This is a genomic window from Streptomyces gardneri (assembly GCF_006539185.1).
Taxonomy (GTDB): domain Bacteria; phylum Actinomycetota; class Actinomycetes; order Streptomycetales; family Streptomycetaceae; genus Streptomyces; species Streptomyces gardneri.
Genome location: NZ_BJMN01000066.1, coordinates 18963 through 37012, shown reverse-complemented (window position 1 = coordinate 37012; position 18050 = coordinate 18963). Strand labels below are relative to the sequence as shown.

At 72.2% G+C, this 18050-nt stretch carries 15 protein-coding genes and 1 tRNA gene; 5 read left to right on the top strand and 11 right to left on the bottom strand.

The window, feature by feature from the left end; genetic code table 11:
* Positions 1 to 160: 160 nt before the first annotated feature.
* Genes SGA01_RS36615 through SGA01_RS36600 form a run of 4 tightly spaced genes read right to left on the bottom strand, consistent with a single transcriptional unit; the run spans position 161 to position 4096 of the window.
* Positions 161 to 1123 (bottom strand): hypothetical protein, encoded by a 963-nt coding sequence (locus SGA01_RS36615; RefSeq protein WP_141302363.1) that lies wholly within the window; start codon positions 1121 to 1123, stop codon positions 161 to 163.
* Complete coding sequence (locus SGA01_RS36610) at positions 1120 to 2133, bottom strand: SPFH domain-containing protein (protein WP_055640386.1); 1014 nt, start codon at positions 2131 to 2133, stop codon at positions 1120 to 1122. Before SGA01_RS36610 ends, SGA01_RS36615 begins: the two co-directional genes overlap by 4 nt.
* A 50-nt stretch (positions 2134 to 2183) precedes the next feature.
* On the bottom strand, positions 2184 to 3251 hold the full coding sequence (locus SGA01_RS36605; protein WP_141302361.1) for a DMT family transporter: 1068 nt from the start codon (positions 3249 to 3251) through the stop codon (positions 2184 to 2186).
* Positions 3248 to 4096: a phosphatase PAP2 family protein gene (locus SGA01_RS36600; protein ID WP_141302359.1), complete on the bottom strand. Its 849-nt coding sequence runs from the start codon at positions 4094 to 4096 to the stop codon at positions 3248 to 3250. The genes SGA01_RS36605 and SGA01_RS36600 overlap by 4 nt, the downstream gene beginning before the upstream one ends.
* A gap of 151 nt (positions 4097 to 4247) precedes the next feature.
* On the opposite strand from SGA01_RS36600, the gene SGA01_RS36595 reads away from it, so the two are divergent.
* On the top strand, positions 4248 to 4850 hold the full coding sequence (locus SGA01_RS36595; RefSeq protein WP_055640384.1) for a TetR/AcrR family transcriptional regulator: 603 nt from the start codon (positions 4248 to 4250) through the stop codon (positions 4848 to 4850).
* A gap of 29 nt (positions 4851 to 4879) precedes the next feature.
* Positions 4880 to 5257, top strand: coding sequence for a DUF488 domain-containing protein (locus SGA01_RS36590; RefSeq protein WP_141302357.1), 378 nt, complete (start codon positions 4880 to 4882; stop codon positions 5255 to 5257).
* Between the two features lie 75 nt (positions 5258 to 5332).
* Here SGA01_RS36590 and SGA01_RS36585 read toward each other — a convergent pair whose 3' ends face one another.
* The gene (locus SGA01_RS36585; protein WP_141302354.1) at positions 5333 to 5944 is read right to left on the bottom strand and encodes a DUF309 domain-containing protein; all 612 of its coding nucleotides are present in this window, start codon (positions 5942 to 5944) and stop codon (positions 5333 to 5335) included.
* A gap of 214 nt (positions 5945 to 6158) precedes the next feature.
* Between SGA01_RS36585 and SGA01_RS36580 the strand changes: the two genes are divergently transcribed.
* Positions 6159 to 8840, top strand: a complete 2682-nt coding sequence (locus tag SGA01_RS36580) for an AAA family ATPase (protein ID WP_141302371.1) — start codon at positions 6159 to 6161, stop codon at positions 8838 to 8840.
* A gap of 53 nt (positions 8841 to 8893) precedes the next feature.
* Positions 8894 to 8967, top strand: a tRNA-Pro gene (locus tag SGA01_RS36575).
* 236 nt (positions 8968 to 9203) lie between these two features.
* On the opposite strand, the gene SGA01_RS36570 is transcribed toward SGA01_RS36575, so the two are convergent.
* The 3 genes from SGA01_RS36570 to SGA01_RS36560 all read right to left on the bottom strand — a co-directional run bounded on the left by SGA01_RS36570 (position 9204) and on the right by SGA01_RS36560 (position 11542).
* The gene (locus SGA01_RS36570) at positions 9204 to 9407 is read right to left on the bottom strand and encodes a hypothetical protein (RefSeq protein WP_141302352.1); all 204 of its coding nucleotides are present in this window, start codon (positions 9405 to 9407) and stop codon (positions 9204 to 9206) included.
* Complete coding sequence (locus SGA01_RS36565) at positions 9404 to 9970, bottom strand: LLM class flavin-dependent oxidoreductase (protein ID WP_141302350.1); 567 nt, start codon at positions 9968 to 9970, stop codon at positions 9404 to 9406. Before SGA01_RS36565 ends, SGA01_RS36570 begins: the two co-directional genes overlap by 4 nt.
* Before the next feature lie 288 nt (positions 9971 to 10258).
* A complete protein-coding gene (locus SGA01_RS36560) occupies positions 10259 to 11542 on the bottom strand; it encodes a DUF2254 domain-containing protein (protein WP_141302348.1) in 1284 nt (427 codons plus the stop codon).
* 259 nt (positions 11543 to 11801) lie between these two features.
* On the opposite strand from SGA01_RS36560, the gene SGA01_RS36555 reads away from it, so the two are divergent.
* A complete protein-coding gene (locus SGA01_RS36555) occupies positions 11802 to 13649 on the top strand; it encodes a glycoside hydrolase family 15 protein (RefSeq protein ID WP_141302346.1) in 1848 nt (615 codons plus the stop codon).
* A gap of 23 nt (positions 13650 to 13672) precedes the next feature.
* Here the strand turns inward: SGA01_RS36555 and SGA01_RS36550 are convergent, their stop codons facing one another.
* Genes SGA01_RS36550 through SGA01_RS36540 form a run of 3 tightly spaced genes read right to left on the bottom strand, consistent with a single transcriptional unit; the run spans position 13673 to position 18046 of the window.
* Positions 13673 to 15448 carry a cation:proton antiporter gene (locus SGA01_RS36550; RefSeq protein WP_141302344.1) on the bottom strand — a complete coding sequence of 592 codons (1776 nt, stop codon included), beginning with the start codon at positions 15446 to 15448 and terminating at the stop codon, positions 13673 to 13675.
* 58 nt (positions 15449 to 15506) lie between these two features.
* Positions 15507 to 16565: a cytochrome d ubiquinol oxidase subunit II gene (locus SGA01_RS36545; protein WP_141302342.1), complete on the bottom strand. Its 1059-nt coding sequence runs from the start codon at positions 16563 to 16565 to the stop codon at positions 15507 to 15509.
* Complete coding sequence (locus tag SGA01_RS36540; protein WP_141302340.1) at positions 16562 to 18046, bottom strand: cytochrome ubiquinol oxidase subunit I; 1485 nt, start codon at positions 18044 to 18046, stop codon at positions 16562 to 16564. Before SGA01_RS36540 ends, SGA01_RS36545 begins: the two co-directional genes overlap by 4 nt.
* Positions 18047 to 18050: the final 4 nt, after the last annotated feature.

The window sequence follows — 18050 nt, the reverse complement described above, 5'->3', positions numbered from 1 at the left end:
ACCCCCGCCGGACCCCCGCCGGACCCCCGCCGGACCCCCGCCGGACCCCCGCCGGACCCCCGCCGGACCCCCGCCGGGCCCCCGCCGGGCCCCGTCGGGCCGGGAGTGATGACCGGGACGGTGGGTTGACTGACGGACGGGCCGGTTCCCGGGCCGCCCGTCAGCCCACCAGCCGGAGACGGGCGTCCGCCGCCGCGAGCCGGACCGTCTGGCCCCACGTCAGGTGCAGGGCGTCCGACTCGACGCCGTCGCCGAAGGCCACCAGACGGTCCGACTCGACGGTGAGGCGCAGGCCCTGGCCCGCGTCGAGGAGGCCCTCGACGCGGCTGGTACCGGTCGTCGGCGACGGCCAGGCCTCGCGGACGAACCACGCCAGCCGGGCGTCGGCCGGCGCGGGCAGGGTGAGCGCGCTGGACCGCTGCTCCCACAGGGAGCGCAGCCAGCCCGTGGCCCCGGTGCCGGTGCCGACGAGCACGCCCGACGAGGCCTGCGGCTCGGACTCCTGCTGCTCCTGCTCCTGCCCGTGCTTCCGCTCCTTCGTCGGCTTCGGATTCGGCTTCGGCGGGACCTTCGGGCCGTCGAACCCCAGGGTGTAGCGCGCGGTCTGGTGGCCGGGCGGGCCGACGTAGATCTCGTTCAGCGCGAGGAGCCGCTGCGCGTCGTCGGTCACCGCCTCCACCATCGTCAGCTCGTCGACCGCGGCCCCCGCCCCCGCCGCGTACGGCAGCAGTCGCCGCGCCTGCGCCGCGCGGTGCCGGACCAGGACGCCGGCGTTGCGGCCGGGGTCAGCGTCGATGCCGATCACCGGCTGCCCCGACAGGTACTTCGCCGCGTTGGCGACGAGGCCGTCCTGGCCGACCACGACGACCACGTCCTCGGGCCCGAAGAGGAACCGGTCGAGGTCGGCGCGTTCCACCCGGGTCTGCCGCCACGACAGCGGGACCGCGCCCGCCACTTCGGCGAGCGCCCGGTGGACGCGCTCGTGCCGCTCCCGTACCTCCTCGACCGAACGGCCGCGCGCGGAGAGGAAGAACGCGGCCTGGCCGTGAGTGCCGTGCCGGGCGAGCAGCTCCTCGTACTCCGTGGTCCGGTGCACGAGGACCGCGCGCGGCGCGAGGCTCACGACCTGGCCCCGCCCTCGCCGCCGCCCAGCTTCGCGAGGAGCCCGGTCAGCACGTCGGGGGAGAGCGTCAGGTGCTCGATGCGGGGCAGGTTCTCCGCGGCCCGGGTCACGGCCAGCGCGTGCAGCGTCGCCGGATCCGCCTCTCCGTGCGCCCGCAGCCACGCCGACTGCGCGCCCGCGCGCGCCTCGCCGACCACGCGCGCCGCCTCGGCCTCGGCCTGAGCGAGCCGGACCGTCCGTACGGCCTCGGCCTCGGCCCGTACCGCGTCGGCGGCGGCGCTCTCCTCGGCCTCGCGGCGCGCGTTGGTGCCGCGCTGCTCGACGAGCCGCTCCTCCTGGCGGGCCAGCTCGATCTTGCTGGCGAGCTCGTTCTCGGCGATGGCGCGCTCGCGCTCGACCGCCACGGCCCGGCGCTCGTACGTGGCGCGGTCCGCCTCCTGCTGGATCTGCTCACGGGCGGGGGTGCGCAGGGCGCGCTCCACCTCCGGCTCGGGGCGGATCGCCACCACCCGGACCGCGACCAGCTCGATACCGGTGTCCGGCAGGCGCGGTTCGTCCGCGAGGCCCGCCGAGATCCGGTCGCGCACGGCGGCCACCCCGTCGACGAGCGCCGCCGCGAGGGTGGTGCGGGCCAGCACGTCGAGGGCGTGCTGCTGGGCGGTCTCGGTGAGGAGGGTGGCGATCTGCTCCAGCGGCGTACCGCGCCAGGCGCCGGTGTCGGGGTCGATCGAGAAGTCGAGCCGGGTGGCCGCCGCGCCCGGATCGCCGATCCGGTACGTGACGGTGGACTGCACGCTCACGTCCTGGAAGTCGGCCGTGCGGGCGTGGAAGGCCATGGCCAGCTCGCGGTCGTTCACGGGCACTTCGGAGAGGGCGGCGGTGCGCGGCCGGAACCAGAAGCTCAGCCCTTCGCCGTCGTGGACGAGCTGCCCGCGGCGCTGGTGGCGGATGTGGGCGGTGGGCGCGGAGCGCAGATGGCGCCAGCCGGACCGCCGGGTGATGTCAGCCATGGAAACCCCCTTGTCGTCATGTTGACGATAGGGGGTTCCCCGGCTTTGCGTCAATGTGACGTGAGTGAGGACTCGGGGAGGGGTGACGGGAGGGGCGTGCGGAGGGGTGAGGGGAGTTCGGTGCTCCGGGGCGGCACCGGCAGGGATCCCGCCACCACGGTGGAGGGGGTGGCCGACGGGTCGGAGATCGAGGGCGTGTCGGGGGCGGGCGTGCCGCCCTTCGTCAGGAGCACCACGCCCCGCGCCGCGACCAGCGAGGCCGCGGCCGCGACCGGCCAACCCCACGCGCCCGCCCGGAAGGTCTCGCCGAGCAGGGCCACCCCGATGATCGCGGCGGCCGCCGGGTTGGAGAGGTTGACGACGGCCAGGGGCGCCGCGAGCCCGCCCCGGTAGGCCGCCTGCGAGAGCAGGAGCCCGCCCACGGCGAAGCCCGAGATCAGGACCGCGAGCAGCGCGGTCTGCCACCAGACGGGTTCCCGGCCGGGCAGTTCGAGTGCGAGCGCCGCCGTCAGGGTCTGCGTGAGGGCGGAGCCGACGCCGGACGCGATGCCGGAGGCCGTCGCGTGCCCTAGCCCGCTGGCGCGCTTGCCTCCCTCGCCGCCCCGGCCGGCGCCGTGGTCGCCGCCGCGTCCGCCGCCCCGCCCGTGCGACAGTCGGCCCGAGGCCAGCGCGGCGATCAGGAGGGCCGTCGCCGCGGCGACGATCAGGGCCTCGCGCAGGGTGAGGGCCTCGCCGGGCTCCGCCGGTCCGGTCATCGCGACCAGGCCGACGAGCCCGCCCAGGGTCAGCAGCGCCCCGCGCCACTCGGTCCGGGTCACCCGGCGGCGTGCGCAGTACGCGCCCAGCGGCAGCGCCGCCACGAGCGTCAGTGCGCCGAGCGGCTGGACCAGGGTCAGCGGCCCGTAGTGCAGGGCGGCCACATGGGCGAGGGCCCCGGCGGCGTTCAGCCCGACCGCCCACCACCACTGCCCGCGGGCGAGGAGCGCGCGGAGCGCCCCACGCTCGTCCGGGGCCGAGGAGGCGGCCAGTCGGGACTGCGCGACGGCGGCGAGTGCGTATCCGGCGGCGGAGACGAGGGAGAGGAGCACCGCGAGGACGGTGCCGGCGACGGGGCTCATCGCAGGACTCCCGCCGGGAGAGCGGTCGTGTCGCGCTGCCGGGGCAGGGGTGGCGGCGCCGCCCTGCCGTGGCCCGGGGCCCGGACGGCGAGCAGCGCGAGGCCGAGAAGCACGGCGGCGGCCAGCGCGTCGAACCAGTAGTGGTTGGCGGTGCCGACGATGACGAGCAGGGTCAGCAGCGGGTGCAGCAGCCACAGGACGCGCCAGCGGGAGCGGCTGGCGGCGATCAGGCCGATCGCGACCATCAGGGCCCAGCCGAAGTGCAGCGACGGCATGGCGGCGAACTGGTTCGCCATCGAGTCCGCCTCGGGAGTGGCCCCGTACACGGACGGACCGTAGACCCGTGCGGTGTCGACGAGGCCGGTGGCGGCGAGCATGCGCGGCGGGGCGAGCGGCATCAGCAGGTGCAGGGCGAGCGCGGCACCGGTGAGGAGCGCGAGTACCCGGCGCGACCACACGTAGTGGGCGGGGCGGCGCCAGTACAGCCAGCCGAGGAAGGCGATGGTGGCGGGGAAGTGCACGGCCGCGTAGTAGGTGTTCGCGGCCCGGATCAGCGGTTCGCCGTGCATCAGCAGCTGCTGGATCGTTCCCTCGCCGGGGAGGTGGAGCGCGCGCTCGGCGTCCCAGACGCGGTCGGCGTTGCGGAAGGCGCGGGCCTCGTGGCCGTTGGCGACGAGGCGGCCGAACTTGTAGACGAGGAAGAGCGCGGTGACGAGCACGAACTCGCGCAGGAGCGGCGGTCTCGCGGCGGCCTCACGGCCCTCGGGCTCGTCGGGGCCGGGGGTAGCCGTCGTCCCCGGTCCTGGAGGACGTCGTCCTCGTGTCCCGCGTATCCCGGCAGCCATCGCGCGGCCCCTCTAATCCGTCAAATCGGCAGCAAACGGAGTGAGCCTAGATCCGAATTCATCGAGACGCAAGCGTCTCGATACGTTTGCGTCTCGATTGTGCACCCCCTACTCTCGTATGTGCAGAGGAAGAGGCGTTCGGGAGGATCCGATGTCCACACAGGCCGCGACCGCCGCAGCCCGTCGCAGCAAGATCACGCCGGAGCGTGAGACGGAGCTCTACGACGCGGTGATCTGCCTCCTCAGAGAGGGCGGCTACGACTCGGTGACCATGGAGGGCGTCGCGGCCCGCACCAAGTGCGGCAAGGCCACCCTCTACCGCCAGTGGGGCACGAAACCGCAGCTCGTCACCGCCGCCCTCGCCCGGCGCCGCTGCACGGTCTTCGCCGGCATCGACACCGGCTCCCTCGCCGGAGACCTGCGCGAGGCCGCCCGTATCGCCGCCTCGCACCGCGAGCGCGACGCCGAGCTCATGGAGGCCGTCGCCCAGGCCTTCATCCAGCACCCCGACCTGCGCGCCGCGCTCCGCGAGACCGTCATCGCGCCCGAGGTCGCGGCCATCGACGCGGTCGTCGCGCGCGCGGTCGAGCGCGGCGAGGTCGCAGCCGACAACCCCGCGATCGCCTTCGTCGCCCCCTGCTTCATGGGCATGCTCCGCATCGAGCGGATCTTCGAGGAGCGGTTCGCCGAGACCTCGACCATGAGCGGATTCGTGGACGCCGTCCTCCTTCCGGCGCTGCGCGCCGAGAGGTGACCCACGGGTCCGTCCGGCACCCTGGAGGCATGCCTCCGAGCAACCCCCACGTCCACGTCCGCCGGATCTACGAGCCCCCGTCGCCCGACGACGGGGTACGCGTCCTCGTCGACCGGCTCTGGCCCCGCGGGCTCGCCAAGACGGACGCCCACATCGACGAGTGGCCCAAGGCCCTGACGCCCTCCACCGAACTGCGCCGCTGGTACCACGGCCCCGAGGGGGAGTACGCCGAGTTCTGCCGGCGGTACGAGGCCGAGCTCGCCGCGCCCGACGCCGCCGCGGCCCTCGACCGGCTCAGGGAGATGGCGGCCGGGGAGACCGTCACGCTGCTCACGGCGGCCAAGGACCCCTCGGTCAGCCACACGTCCGTACTGGAGCGCGAACTCGCCCCGCGGGCAGGGGAGTAGCGGTCCTCACGTGCCTGGCCTCACGTGCCTGGCCTCACGTGCCTGGCCTCACGTGCCTGGCCTCACGCGCCGGGCCTACGTGTCTTGGCCGCGCAACCGCGGGGCCTCGCCGGCGGCGTCGACCGCCGCAGGGGACGTCTCGGCACGCTCGGCCAACTCCCGCGCCCACGTGACGAGTCCGCCGACATCGATCCCGTACGGAATCGTGCGCGGACTCCCGTGCCCGCTCCCGTCGGAACCTGCCTCCGAACCTGCCTCCGCACGTGTCTCTGCATTCGGCTCCGAGCTCGCCTGCGCACTCTCGTCCCGGCCGCCGGAAGTCCGCTCCCACGACCGGCTCGTGAGGCGGTCGGCGCCCCTCCGCAGCAGCCGCGCCCCGCCCTCCCGGTTCCCGCGCGCCGCGTGTGTCAGCCCGACCGCGAGCTGCGCGAGCCCCTGCCACAGATCGCGTTCCGCCGCCGGGCCCGACTTCCAGGCGTCCTCGAAGACCTCGTGGGCGTGGAAGGGCATCCCGGCGTCGAGGAGCCGCTGCGCCTCGCGCACGGTCTCGCCGGGGGTGCGCACGACGCCCTCGGGCTGCCGGGGCACTCCCTCCGCCCCGTACGGCAAGGGGCGGCCGAGCCCGTCACGGGGGCGTGCGCTCCGCGCCCGGCCCTCCTCGTCGCGATCCCTCGTCGTCCGGTTCACCCGCCCATTGTCGCCCCCGTGACGATCAGGGGCGGTAGGCTCGTCGGTCCGACGTTTCCCGGGGCCGTGTGGGTCGCACGGAGCAGGCGGGCCGCGTCGTGACCGTAGCTCTTGTGGGGGGAGTGAGTCACCGGTGCCGTCGGAAGCCGAACAGCCGCAGCCCGCAGGGGTGTCGGGATCGTTCACCGCCCTTGCCCGCCCGGAGCGGGGCGCCCTGCTCGAACGCGGTCCGGAGCTCGCCGCGGCCTGTCACGCCGTCGACGCGCTCGTCGCCGGGGCCACGGCCGGCGGACCCGCCCGGGGCGGCGTCCTCGTCCTCCGGGGCGCCCCGGGGGTCGGCAAGACATCGCTGCTCGCCGAGATCCACCGCATGGCCCGGGACCGGTGCACGGTCCTGACCGCACGCGGCGGCGAGACCCTCACCCAGGTCCCCTTCCACCTCACCCGCCAGCTCCTCCAGCCGGCCCTGGACGGCTACGGCCCCAACGGTGTCCACCATCTATTCGGCGACCACTTCGACCTCGTCGCCCCGGCCCTCGGTCTCGCCCCGCCGCCCGCGCCGTCGGCCGCGCCCGTCGACCCGCAGGGCGTACGGGACGGACTGGTCCGGCTCCTCGACCGCCTCGCGGACGGCCTGCGGGACAGGCCCCCGGTCCTGCTCGTGGACGACGCGCACTGGGCCGACACCGAGACCCTGACCTGGCTCGACGCCTTCACGCGCACGCGGCAGGACCACGGGCTGCCGGTCCTCGTCGTCCTCGCCCACCGCCCGCTGTCGGGCGAAGCCGACGACAGAGCGGACGGCACCGACTCGCTCGCCGCAATGGCGGACCGGGCCCTCCTGACGCTCGGCCTCTGCGCCCTCACCCGCGAAGCCACCGCCGAGCTGGCCCGCGAGGCGCTCGGCGACCACGCGGACGAGTCGTTCTGCCAGGAGCTGTGGACGGTGACCGCGGGCAACCCGTACGAGACGGTCGAACTCCTCGCCAAGGTCCGCGACCGCACACTCGAACCCGTCGCGGGCACGGCGGGCCTCCTCCGAGGACTCGCCGCGGGCGCCCGCGGCGGCGGCCTCGTCGCCCGCCTCGAAGCGCTCGGCAGCGGTCCCACCCGCCTCGCCTGGGCGGTCGCCGTCCTCGGCGCGGACAGCACACCGGACCTCCTCGCGCAGCTCACCGGCATGGACGCGCGGGAGCTCACCGACCACACGGAACGGCTCCGGACGGCAAGGATCGTCACCGCGCCGCCCTCGCCGCACCCACTCGCGGGCCACCCGCTGGAGTTCGCGCACCCCCTCATCGGCAGCGCCGTCTACGGCTCGGTGCCGGCGGGCGTCCGTACCGCCCTGCACGGGCGCGCGGCCTGGGCGCTCACCGAAGCGGGCCACGGACCGGCGGCCGCCTCCCGCCACCTCCTCGAAGTCCACCCGGACGACGACGAGGACGTCGTCCGCCGGCTCAGGGCAGCCGCCGTCGAGCACCTGGCCGTCGGCGCCCCCGACGCGGCCCGCCGCTGCCTGGAACGGGCCCTCGCCGAGCCGCCGGGCCCCGCCACGTACGCGAGGGTCCTGTACGAACTCGGCTGCGCGTCCCTGCTCACGGCACCGGCCGCGACCGTCCTGCACCTGCGCTCCGCGCTCGACCTGCCCGGCCTCGACGACACCCTGCGCACCGACGCGACCTACCGGCTCGCGCAGGCCCTCGCCCACAACAACCAACTCCAGGAAGCGGCACGGGCCGTCGCCGCCGAGGCGGCCCGCACCCCGCCGGGCACCGGCCGACGCCGGCTGCAGGCGGCCCACTTCATGTACGAGGGGTTCCAGGCCGTGGAGGACGACGGCCCGGACCGCTCCCGCCGCCTCGCCGAGCTCACCGCGGGTTTCACCGGCGCCGACAACTCCGAGCGGGCGCTCGTCGCCGTCCGGGGCTTCGACGCGATGCTCCGCGGCGAACCCGCCGACGAGGTCGTCCGCCTCTGCGACCTCGCCCTCGCCGACGGCCGGCCGGCCCGCGGCCTCGGCTGGACGGACCCCACCTGGGGCTTCGAGATCCCGGCCCTCACCGGCATCGCGTACGCGTTCGCCGACCGGCCCGACCGGGCCGAGGCCCTCTTCACCGAGGCGGTCCGGGCCTTCGAGATCTCCGGCTGGAGCGGCGCCCACCTCGCCTTCGCCCACGCCCTCCTCGGCCTGGTGCACCGCCGCCGCGGCGACCTGCCCCGCGCCCAGCACCACCTGGAGGAGGCGCTGCGCCTGGCCGACCGGGTCGGCGAAGGGCTCCCCGTCCACTGGGACACCGCCTGCCTCCTCGTCGACACCCTCCTCGCCCGCGGCCGTACCGCCGAGGCGCGGAGCGTGGCCGACCGCCACGCCTTCGGCCCGCCCTGGCCGGGCGCGATCGTGCTGCCCGACGGCCCCAGCGTCCTCGGCCGGCTGCTGCTCGCGGAAGGCCGCACCGAAGAAGCCGTACGCACCCTCGAAGAGGCCGCCGAGGCGCTGACCACTCGAGGCCGGCACCACGTCGTCTGGGCCCCCTGGCCCTTCGACCTCGCGAGGGCCCTCGCCCCCGTCGACCCCGGCCGCGCGGCCGGAATCGCCGCCGAGGCCCTGGCGCACGCCGAACGCCTCGGCACCCCCACGGCCCTCGGCGAGGCCCTGCGCTGCTCCGCCCTCTTCGCGGACCCACCGGAGGCCCGCGACCTCCTCACCCGCGCCGTCGCCCACCTCGCCGCCTCCCCGTCCCGCTACGAGGAGGCCCGGGCCCACCTCGACCTCGCCCGTGCCACCGGGTCCCCCGCCGCCCTCGCCCGAGCGGGCACCCTGGCCGCCACCTGCGGCGCAGACGCCCTCGCCGCGACAGCGGTGACAGCCCGTGCGTCAGGCCACCCCCCGGAGTGAGGTAGTGTTTCTCCTGCACGCCGACGCGGGGAAAACCCGCGGAGGACGAGCATCGGGACGTGGCGCAGCTTGGTAGCGCACTTGACTGGGGGTCAAGGGGTCGCAGGTTCAAATCCTGTCGTCCCGACTCGAAAGAGTCGCAGGTCAGAGGCCGTGTCGGAGTGATTCCGATACGGCCTTTTGATCATTTCTGGGGACCAGTTGGGGACCAACCCCCCTTGAATGAACCTTTGGCGCACCTTGACCGGGTCAAGGTGCGCCACAGATGACAGAACCGCAGGTCAGATGTCTGGCCCGGTCCAGTGGCCGTTGGTGGCGCAGCGGTGTCCTGTCAACTGGGCTGTGTCCATCGGCAAACACTGCTCAGAGGTGCCTCCAGGACTGACTCTGCGGTCGCGTCTCCTTGCGGATGGCGGGGGCGACTTCGGTGGCCAGGAGTTCGATGGAGTCGTTGACCAGGTGTGTGGGCATGCCGCCGAGGTCGATCTGGCCCATGAAGCGGCTGGTTCCGAGGAGTTTGTGTTCGGTAAGGATCTTGTCGATGACTTCCTGGGTGCTGCTGGTCATGAGTGCGCCGAACGGGCCTGAGACGGCCTGGAATTCGTCGGGCCGATGAGCCAGCCACGTCCGCCCGGGGTCTTGGGCCGCAGGTACTCCCGGTAGTACGGATACAGGTTCTCGCGGGCGCCCTGGAATGTCTTGCCCACGTAGAAGTGGCTGGTGAGGCCCAACTTGAGGGTGTCGGGTGCGTGTCCGACGGCCTGCCTGGCGGTGCGGTAGCGCTCGACGAGGGGGCGGGAGCGACGGATGTCGCCGCCGATGAGGCCCAGCACCATGGGCAGGCCGAGGCGTTCGGCGCGCTCCGCGCTGGCAGGGGTGCCTCCGACGCCGAGCCACAGCGGAAGCCGGGTCTGCTGCCGGCGGGGTGGGGCAGTACCGGGAGGTGGTCGAGTGCGGCGTGGTGGCGGCCGGACCAGGTGACGTCCTGGCCCTCGACGGCGTCGGGGCCGAAGCCGAGGGTGGAGGCGATCCGCTTGCCCGGCCGCAGCATGCCCGCGAGCTGGGCGCCGTCGCCGGCAGGTGCAGCACCGCGTCCACCCCGCCGGGGGCAAGGGTACGGATCTGGGCATCCAGGTCGCCGGTGAAGTCGACCCGGTGAACCCCGGCGTCGGTCATGCCGGTGACGAAGGCAGCCTCCGTGCCGGGACGGGCGGTGGCGATCACTTTCGCTCCGCGGGCGGCGGCGATCTGCACGACCAGCGCACCGACGCCGCCGGTGGCGCCGGAGACCAGCACGGTCTCGCCCTCCTGCGGACCCGCCGCGTTCACGCTGTCCAGTGCGGCGGTGCCGGCCAGGCCCATGGTCCGAGACCGGGTCCCCTCGCCTGCGCCTACGTCCTGGCGACCCGTGCATCCCCCTAGGAGGGGTACCGACCACCGATGCCCTGGTGGTCGGGCTGTTGCGCGATGGCCCGGCGGGCCGGGTCGGTGAACTCTCGCTCGATCGCCTCCTGCAGCAGGCTGAGCTCCGCTCGCACAGCGGCGTGCTGGGACGGCGGCAGGGTGTCGAGCAGGCCCTCGAGCATGGCGCGGAGCCGACGGCAGACCTGCATGGACGACCCGCCGTACTCGCGGATCTCGCACACGGCGAGTTGAAGGAAGTTCTCCCAGTCACGCCCCGGGAGCACGAGCCGGGCGTGCTCGTGGCGGTCGGCCAGCACATAACGACCGGGGAGGTGTGTGTTGCCGACCGTGTGCAGGAAGGACTCGATGTAATTGATCACCTGCACCGCGGTCGTGGGGTCGTTCACCGCTGGGGAGAGGGCCCTGATGGCGATGTCGACGAGGACCCTCAGGGCGAAGGCGGGGTCCTGCTCGATGGTGCGCTCGGCCCCGAGGGCGACGAGGGCGGTCACCCGGTCCGGGTCCGGTTTCGACGTGCCCCCGTGGACCTCGATGAGGACAGTGCCGGGCGGTACGAAGTCGCCGATCAGCCGGGGTACTACGAAGACGCAGTCGTGGCGCGCCGCCTCCGCGACCAGCCCGGCCACGTTGAACGCCTGGATGGCTCCCCCGCGCCCGGTACGCAGGCGTAGCACCGGACCGTCGGACGACACGTTCCCGTCTCCGCGTGGCGCCGCGTCCCGGATCGCCGCTGCCCCTCTCGTGAAGACGGCCTCTCCCATGCGGGTGACCAGATCGGCGATGGCCACCGGCCTGAGGCTGTGGGTGAATCGGTTGAGGTAGATGAGCAGGAGCACGAGGCTGACGGCCACCGCTACACCGGCCAGGGTGACCCCGAGGTCGGGGACGGAGTCGGTTTCGACGCTGCGCAGCAAGGAGAACGCGAACGCGAACGTCCCGGTGAAGGTCGCCAGCACCGCTTTCTGCAGCCGGTCCCGGTACCACAGGCGCATATAGCGAGGGGAGAGGGTTCCCGTCGCCTGCTGCACAACCAGCACGCCGATGGTGACGACGAATCCGAGCAACGCCACCATCGCCCCCACGATGGCGGAGAGCACACCGCTCGCCGTCGTGGCGGAGTAGTGCCAGCCGCTCGGCCAGTTCGCAGCGTCGGCCGCGAGGGCGAGCTCAGCGAGCAGGGCGCCGAGGACGAGACCGAACAACGGCACGATCCACAGACTTGCCTTGACGTATTGCCGCAGCCTGAATCTGGCTGCCCAGGACGTCAGGACACCCACGTCACGCCTCCTTCACCCGGAGGAGCCCGGTGCTCATGAGGCACACGCGGCCGCGGGCCTGAGCGGGAGCACTGCCACCTCACGGTAGAGCCCTTCTTGGGACGGCGCAGCGGGGGAGCAGTCGTCGGCGCCCGGTGCCACCGGCTCGCCAGGACGGGACGACACCGTCGGCCTAAGCTGGCCGAATGGTGCCTGGACCACCTCGGGCGCCGCGTGACGGTGCCCGATCGTTGTCTGCCGGGGCCGAAAGGGGCTCAAGATGGACGACTACCCCCTGATCGAGAACCACGGCCTGATCGGCGATCTGCAGACCGCGGCCCTCGTGACAACCGATGCGACGATCGACTGGTTCTGCTGTCCGCGCTTCGATTCGCCCAGTGTCTTCGGCGCTCTGCTCGACCGGCGGGACGGCGGCCATTTCACCGTCAGGCCGGCCGCGGGTTCCTTCACCACCAGGCAGCTCTACCACCCGGACACCGCCGTTCTGGTGACGCGTTTCATGACCGAGGCCGGAGCGGGCGAGGTGGTCGACTTCATGCCGGTGACCGGCACGACGGCGACGGACCGGCATCGTCTGGTCCGCATGCTGCGCTGTGTGCGGGGCAGCATGACCTTCGAAGGGGAGATCGCTCCGCGCTTCGACTACGGCCGCAAGCCGCACGAGCTGCACATCTCGGAGCACGGGGCCCTGTTCACTTCGGAGGACATGAACCTCGCCGTCCACGCCGTCCGTGAGCCGCAGGACGACCGACTGCTGACCATCCTCTCCGGTGACAAGGACCTGCGTTTCCGTCTGACCCTGCAGGCGGGCCAGCAGCGTGGCCTGATCATGGAGTCGTCTCCCGGCGGGCCGCCGCACGAGGTCCGAGTGGCGGAGTTCGAGCAGCTCTTCGACGAGACAGTCGGCTTCTGGCGCTCCTGGCTGGGCCAGTCCACCTATGCGGGCCGTTGGCGGGAGGCGGTGGAACGCTCGGCCGTGACGCTGAAGCTCATGACCTACGCACCGACCGGCGCTCTGGTGGCCGCCCCCACGGCGGCGCTGCCCGAACAGTTGGGCGGGGAGCGCAACTGGGACTACCGGTTCACCTGGATCCGTGATGCCTCGTTCTCGGTGTACGCCTTGCTGGGCCTGGGTTTCAAGGAAGAGGCGAAGGCGTTCATCGGCTGGCTGCACGACCGCGTCAAGGAGAAGGCCGGCGAAGGAAACGGCACCGGACCACTGAACATCATGTACCGCGTCGACGGCTCCTCCGACCTGATCGAGGAGACCCTGGAACACTGGGAGGGGTACTGCGGCTCCGCCCCCGTCCGCATCGGCAACGGAGCCGCGACCCAGCTGCAACTGGACATCTACGGCGAAGCGCTCGACAGCATCTACTTCGCGCACCGGCACGGAATGCACCTCGACAACGGGGGCTGGAAGGCGCTGCACACTCTGCTCGACTGGCTGGTCGACCACTGGGATCAGCCCGGAGAAGGGCTGTGGGAGACCCGGGGCGGCCGGAAGGACTTCACGTACGGCCGGGTGATGTCCTGGGTGGCCTTCGACCGCGCCCTGCGGATCGCCTATGACGACGGCCGTCCCGCGGCCGGCGGCCGCTGGGTGGGCGCGCGCGACGAGATCTACGCGCAGGTGCTCAGCCGGGGATGGGACCCGCAGAAGCAGGCCTTCGTGCAGCATTACGGTGACGACGTCCTCGACTCGTCCTTGCTGCGCATGCCGACGGTCGGGTTCATCACGCCGGGCGATCCGATGTGGAAGTCCACCCTGGACGCGATGGAGCGTGAGCTGGTCAGCGACAGCCTGGTATACCGCTACAACCCCGAGGCGTCACCCGACGGACTGCGCGGTTCCGAGGGAACCTTCTCTCTGTGTACGTTCATGTACGTCGACGCCCTGGCAAGGGCCGGACGCACCGACATGGCCAGGCTGGTGCTGGAGAAGATGCTCACGTACGCCAACCACTTGGGCCTGTACTCCGAGGAGATCGCCCTGACGGGACGGCAGCTGGGCAATTTCCCGCAGGCTTTCACACACTTGGCCCTGATCGATGCGGCGATCACCCTGGACGCGAAGCTCAACGGGGCGCCCAGGGGCGGGAGGTAGTCGCACGGAACCGTGCGCGAGGTTCACCGCCCGGCCTCCGTCGGGACAGAACCGAGGAGGACGACGGTGTCCCCCTTCTGAGGGACGGTCTCCTGCCGCTCGGTGACCGGAGCCAGCCGATGGTCGGCCCGGACCACGAAGAGAGTGTCGTGCTCCGCCGGCAGCGGGTCGGAGGCCGGCTGCACCACGAACCGCGCACCTCGCTCGTAGCGCTCCGCCAGGACGTGACGGACGAGGGAACGGCCGAAGAGGATGTCGCCGCCGGTGTAGGGAGCGACCACGCCATGGCTGTCGTGCGGTGGGCCGACCCGGTAGACGGGCCCTTCGACGTTGTCCTGCATCACGACCGAGGCGAGCGCGTTGAAGTCGTCGTCGTCGGTGGCCAGGAACACGGCCGTCACTCCTTCCAGTCGGGCCCCGGGGTTGATGGCCGTGGCCAGCAGATCGCCTGTGGCCAGGTCGATCCCCGTCTCCTTGATGCGTTCGCGCTGTTCGTCGAGGCCCGCCCACATCAGCACGTCCAGTCCCGCGGACCGCAGGGCCCGTCCTAGGTCGACCACCCACGGCTCCCCGCCCACCAGGAGAATGCGCGTGCCCGCCTCTCTGACGACGCCCAGCCGTCTGGCGACGGGTGCCGCCGTCAGCGAGTAGAGCAGCACGGTTCCCACGATCACCAGAAACGTGACGGGAAGGATCCTCGCGGCCCCGCTGATCCCTCGGTCGACGAGGCTGGCGGAGAAGGCCGATGCCGTGGCGGCCGCGACGATGCCGCGCGGGTCCATCCATCCGATGAAGGCCCGCTCGCCTCGTGTCAGACCCGAGTGCGTCGTCGAGAGGTAGGCCACGAGCGGCCGCACCACCAGGACGAGGATCGCGATGAGGGCGAGTGAGGGAAGAAGGACCGGTACCAGGGATGCCGGGGTGACGGTGGAGGAGATGGAGACGAACAGCAGACCGATGATCAGCTGGACGAGGGTCTCGAGGAAGGGGCGCCGAGCGGGCATGTCGAAGCCGCGGATGTTGGCGACGGCCAGTCCCGTGACGATCGCGGCGATGAGCCCAGTGTCGTCCCGCACGATGTCGCAGCCCGCCGATACGGCGATCACCGTGGCCAGTTGAGACAGCGTCCCCAGGGTCTCGCCGAGTCTCAGGGTACGCAGTGTGAACCACAGCAGGGCGGTTCCCACGGCCCCGCCGACGAGCCCGACGGCGAGGCTGATGGCGAACTGGCCGAGCTGGTATCCCCGGCCGATGTCGATCTGGTGCGTCGTGGCGATGGCGTGGAAGGTCAGCGCGCCGAGAATGCCGCCGATCGGGTCGGTCAGCGTCCCCTCCCAGATCAGGATGCGTCGTACCTTGTCGGTGGGCCGTACGAAGTCGAGCAGCGGAGCCACGACGGTGGGGCCTGAGACGACGAGGATCACGCCGAGCATCGAGGCCACGCGCAGCGGCATGTCGAACATCGCCGGTGACACCGTGGCGATGACCAGGAACGTGAGCAGCACGCCGTACACCAGCAGCCGCCCCACGATCCCCCGGGTGTGGCCGGTGAGCTTGCGCAGGTCGAGCCCCAGGCCGGCGTCGTAAAGGATCACCGCGACGGACATCGACACCAGGGCGGAGAAGGTCGGCCCCATCAACCTGTCCGGATGAATGACATCCGTGATCGCACCGGCGGCGAACCCGACCGGAAGCAGGATGATCAGGGCGGGGACGCGCAGCTTGCTCGCCAGGATCTGCGAGCCGGTGGCGAGCACCACCGTCAGGGCGAGTCCGAGAAGGATCTCGTCGTCGGTCACAGCGGTTTCCTTCGTCGGGGTCCGGGCGCGGGGGAGTGTCCACGATGAGGCCGGGCGATCAGCCGCCGGGTGCCGGACCGTCACCGGCCGTGCCGCCTCCACGCCGTAGCTCGGCGTCCGTGAGCTCTTCCAGCTCTCCGTGGGTGTCCAGCCAGTACGGGAGGACGACGGCCGGCACGACGAGTACGAAGGCCACCAGGGTGACGATCGCCAGCCACGTCAGTGTGGCGGGCGCACCCGCGGCGTCGGCCACGGTCAGCGAGGTGGGGAGGAGGTACGGGCGCTGGGCCATGCCCCAGGCGAGGACGGCGGAGCCGACGACCCCGACCGCCGTGACGCGCATCCACGCGCCCGGCGTCCGCCGGAGCAGCCAGGCGGTCGCGAGGGCGGCCACCCCGGCCACGACGACGAAGAGCAGTCCCAGACCGTGGGTGAGCCCGTGCCACACGTAGGGGGAGTCCTCGTGGGTGACGAACCCGGTGATCACCGCCAGAAGGGTGAGCACGGCGAGGCTGCCCAGGGCCCGCCACCTGAAGTAGCCGATCAGATCGGCCGCGTCGAACCGCCGTGCGTCCCCCGTGAGGAAGACCGCGCCGACGAAGGCCGTCGCCGCGATGGCGATCAGCCCGAACATCAGGGAGGTGGGATTGGCCCACGCGTCCACCGAGGCCTCGGTACCGGGCGCCACCCGCCCTGACGCGACCCCGCCGACGGCGGCCCCGAGGAAGAACGGTGTGACGACCGAGGCCACGGCGAACACGGCACCGTACAGCCGTCGGCCGACGAGCCGTCGGGAGGGCTTGCGGAACGCGAAGCCGGCGCCGCGCAGCACCAGGCCCATGGCGGCCAGGGCCAAGGGGAGCCACATCGCCGAGAACACGGTCTGGAACAGGATGGGGAAACCGGTCCACATGATGACGAGGACGAAGATCAGCCAGACGTTGTTGACCTCCCACACGGGAGCCATGGCATGGTCGATGAGCCATCGGGGACGCTTTCCGCGCTCCGCGCCCCCGGCGGTCAGATCCCAGAAGCCGGCCCCGTAGTCCGTACCGCCCGCAGAGGCGTACGCGGCCACGGCGAGGAGCAGCACCACGGCGATGAGGTCGGCGGTCATCGGCGGCCGCCTTCGGCCCCAGCGGCTCCGCCGTCCGCGGCCGGGGCGTCACCCGCGGGGACGGGCGCCCGTGGCCCGTAGGGAGTGTCCGTCTCCGGCGCGTGAGGCGACGGCCCTCCTGCCGCCCGCTGCTCGTCGGCGAGCCGCCAGCGCGTACGCATCTTGAGGAGGATGACGAGGAACGATCCGAAGAGGAACACGTACACCACCATCACCACGGCCAGCATGATCCAGAGTGTGGTGGAGCGGGTCGACGTCACCGCCTCGGCGACCCGCATGTTCTGGTAGACGATCCAGGGCTGGCGTCCCACCTCGGTGGCGATCCAACCCGACTCGACGGCCACGACGGAGGCGACGCCCGCACAGGCCGCTGAGCGGTAGAACCACTTCGACGCCGGAAGCCGTCGGTGCCGCAGCCAGACCAGGCCGTACCAGAGGGCGAGCAGCACCAGTACGGATCCGATCAGGACCATGATGTCGAAGGCCCAGTGGGCGATGGTCGCCTGAGTGGCCGTCGGCCGCTGGTCCGCCGGGACGGAGGTCAGGCCCACCACCTTCGTGTCCGGGCTGAATCCGGCCAGGACCGAGTCGAGCAGCGGGATCTTGAGGCCGCCAGAGACGGTGCCGTCCTCGTTCAGCCGCCCGAAGAGATACTCCGGTACTCGGGTGTCGGTCTCCCAGACGATCTCCAACGCGGCGAACTTCACGGGCTGCTTGTGGAACACCGACCGAGCGATGGAGTCGCCCAGGACGAACTGCAGCGGAGTGGCCACCGCGGCGATGGTGAACGGAACGGCGAAACCGAGTCGGTGATAGTGGTCCCGGCGGCCGCGCAGCCAGCCTACGGCGTAGACACCGGACACCATGAAGCCCGCGGTGAGGACCATGGCCACGACGAAGTGCCAGTACTGCGGCCCGAACATCGGGGTGAAGATCGCCTTCCAGACGTTCACGTCGACCGGGTTGCCCTCGGAGTCCAGGGAGAAGCCCTGTGGCGTATTCATCCAGGAGTTGGCCGCCAGAATGCCGAACGCTCCGAGGAGCGCCGCGGCCGGGAGGGGTAGCCCGAGCAGGAAGTGCGTACGGGGCTTCAGCCGCCGCCATCCGTACAGATAGATGGCGATGAGGACGGCCTCCAGGAAGAACGCCCAGGCCTCGACACCGAATCCGATGCCGAAGACGTCACCCCACCTGCCCATCAGCCCCGGCCAGAGCAGGCCGAACTCGAAGGAGAGCACCGTGCCGGTGACGATGCCGAGCGCGAACTGCACCGCCATGACGGCCGACCAGCGCCGCGCCAGGAGCAGCGCCGTGGCGTCCTTGCGGCGCAGCCCGCGGTAGTGCATCACCAGGGTGATGAAGGGAAAGGCCACACCCAGCGGGACCAGGATGATGTGGGACGCCAGGGTGAAGGCCATGAGTTCCCGGGCCGGCAGGAGTTGGGCCGGAGCATCCGCCAGCAGGTGGAACGAGGTGGGCATACAC

What these genes read in the sequence shown, in the direction of transcription:
- SGA01_RS36610 (WP_055640386.1), bottom strand. Translation starts at nt 2,133, where the DNA reads ATGGCTGACATCACCCGGCGGTCCGGCTGGCGCCATCTGCGCTCCGCG.
- SGA01_RS36605 (WP_141302361.1), bottom strand. Translation starts at nt 3,251, where the DNA reads ATGAGCCCCGTCGCCGGCACCGTCCTCGCGGTGCTCCTCTCCCTCGTC.
- SGA01_RS36600 (WP_141302359.1), bottom strand. Translation starts at nt 4,096, where the DNA reads ATGGCTGCCGGGATACGCGGGACACGAGGACGACGTCCTCCAGGACCG.
- SGA01_RS36595 (WP_055640384.1), top strand. Translation starts at nt 4,248, where the DNA reads ATGTCCACACAGGCCGCGACCGCCGCAGCCCGTCGCAGCAAGATCACG.
- SGA01_RS36590 (WP_141302357.1), top strand. Translation starts at nt 4,880, where the DNA reads ATGCCTCCGAGCAACCCCCACGTCCACGTCCGCCGGATCTACGAGCCC.
- SGA01_RS36570 (WP_141302352.1), bottom strand. Translation starts at nt 9,407, where the DNA reads ATGACCAGCAGCACCCAGGAAGTCATCGACAAGATCCTTACCGAACAC.
- SGA01_RS36565 (WP_141302350.1), bottom strand. Translation starts at nt 9,970, where the DNA reads ATGCCCAGATCCGTACCCTTGCCCCCGGCGGGGTGGACGCGGTGCTGC.
- SGA01_RS36555 (WP_141302346.1), top strand. Translation starts at nt 11,802, where the DNA reads ATGGACGACTACCCCCTGATCGAGAACCACGGCCTGATCGGCGATCTG.
- SGA01_RS36545 (WP_141302342.1), bottom strand. Translation starts at nt 16,565, where the DNA reads ATGACCGCCGACCTCATCGCCGTGGTGCTGCTCCTCGCCGTGGCCGCG.
- SGA01_RS36540 (WP_141302340.1), bottom strand. Translation starts at nt 18,046, where the DNA reads ATGCCCACCTCGTTCCACCTGCTGGCGGATGCTCCGGCCCAACTCCTG.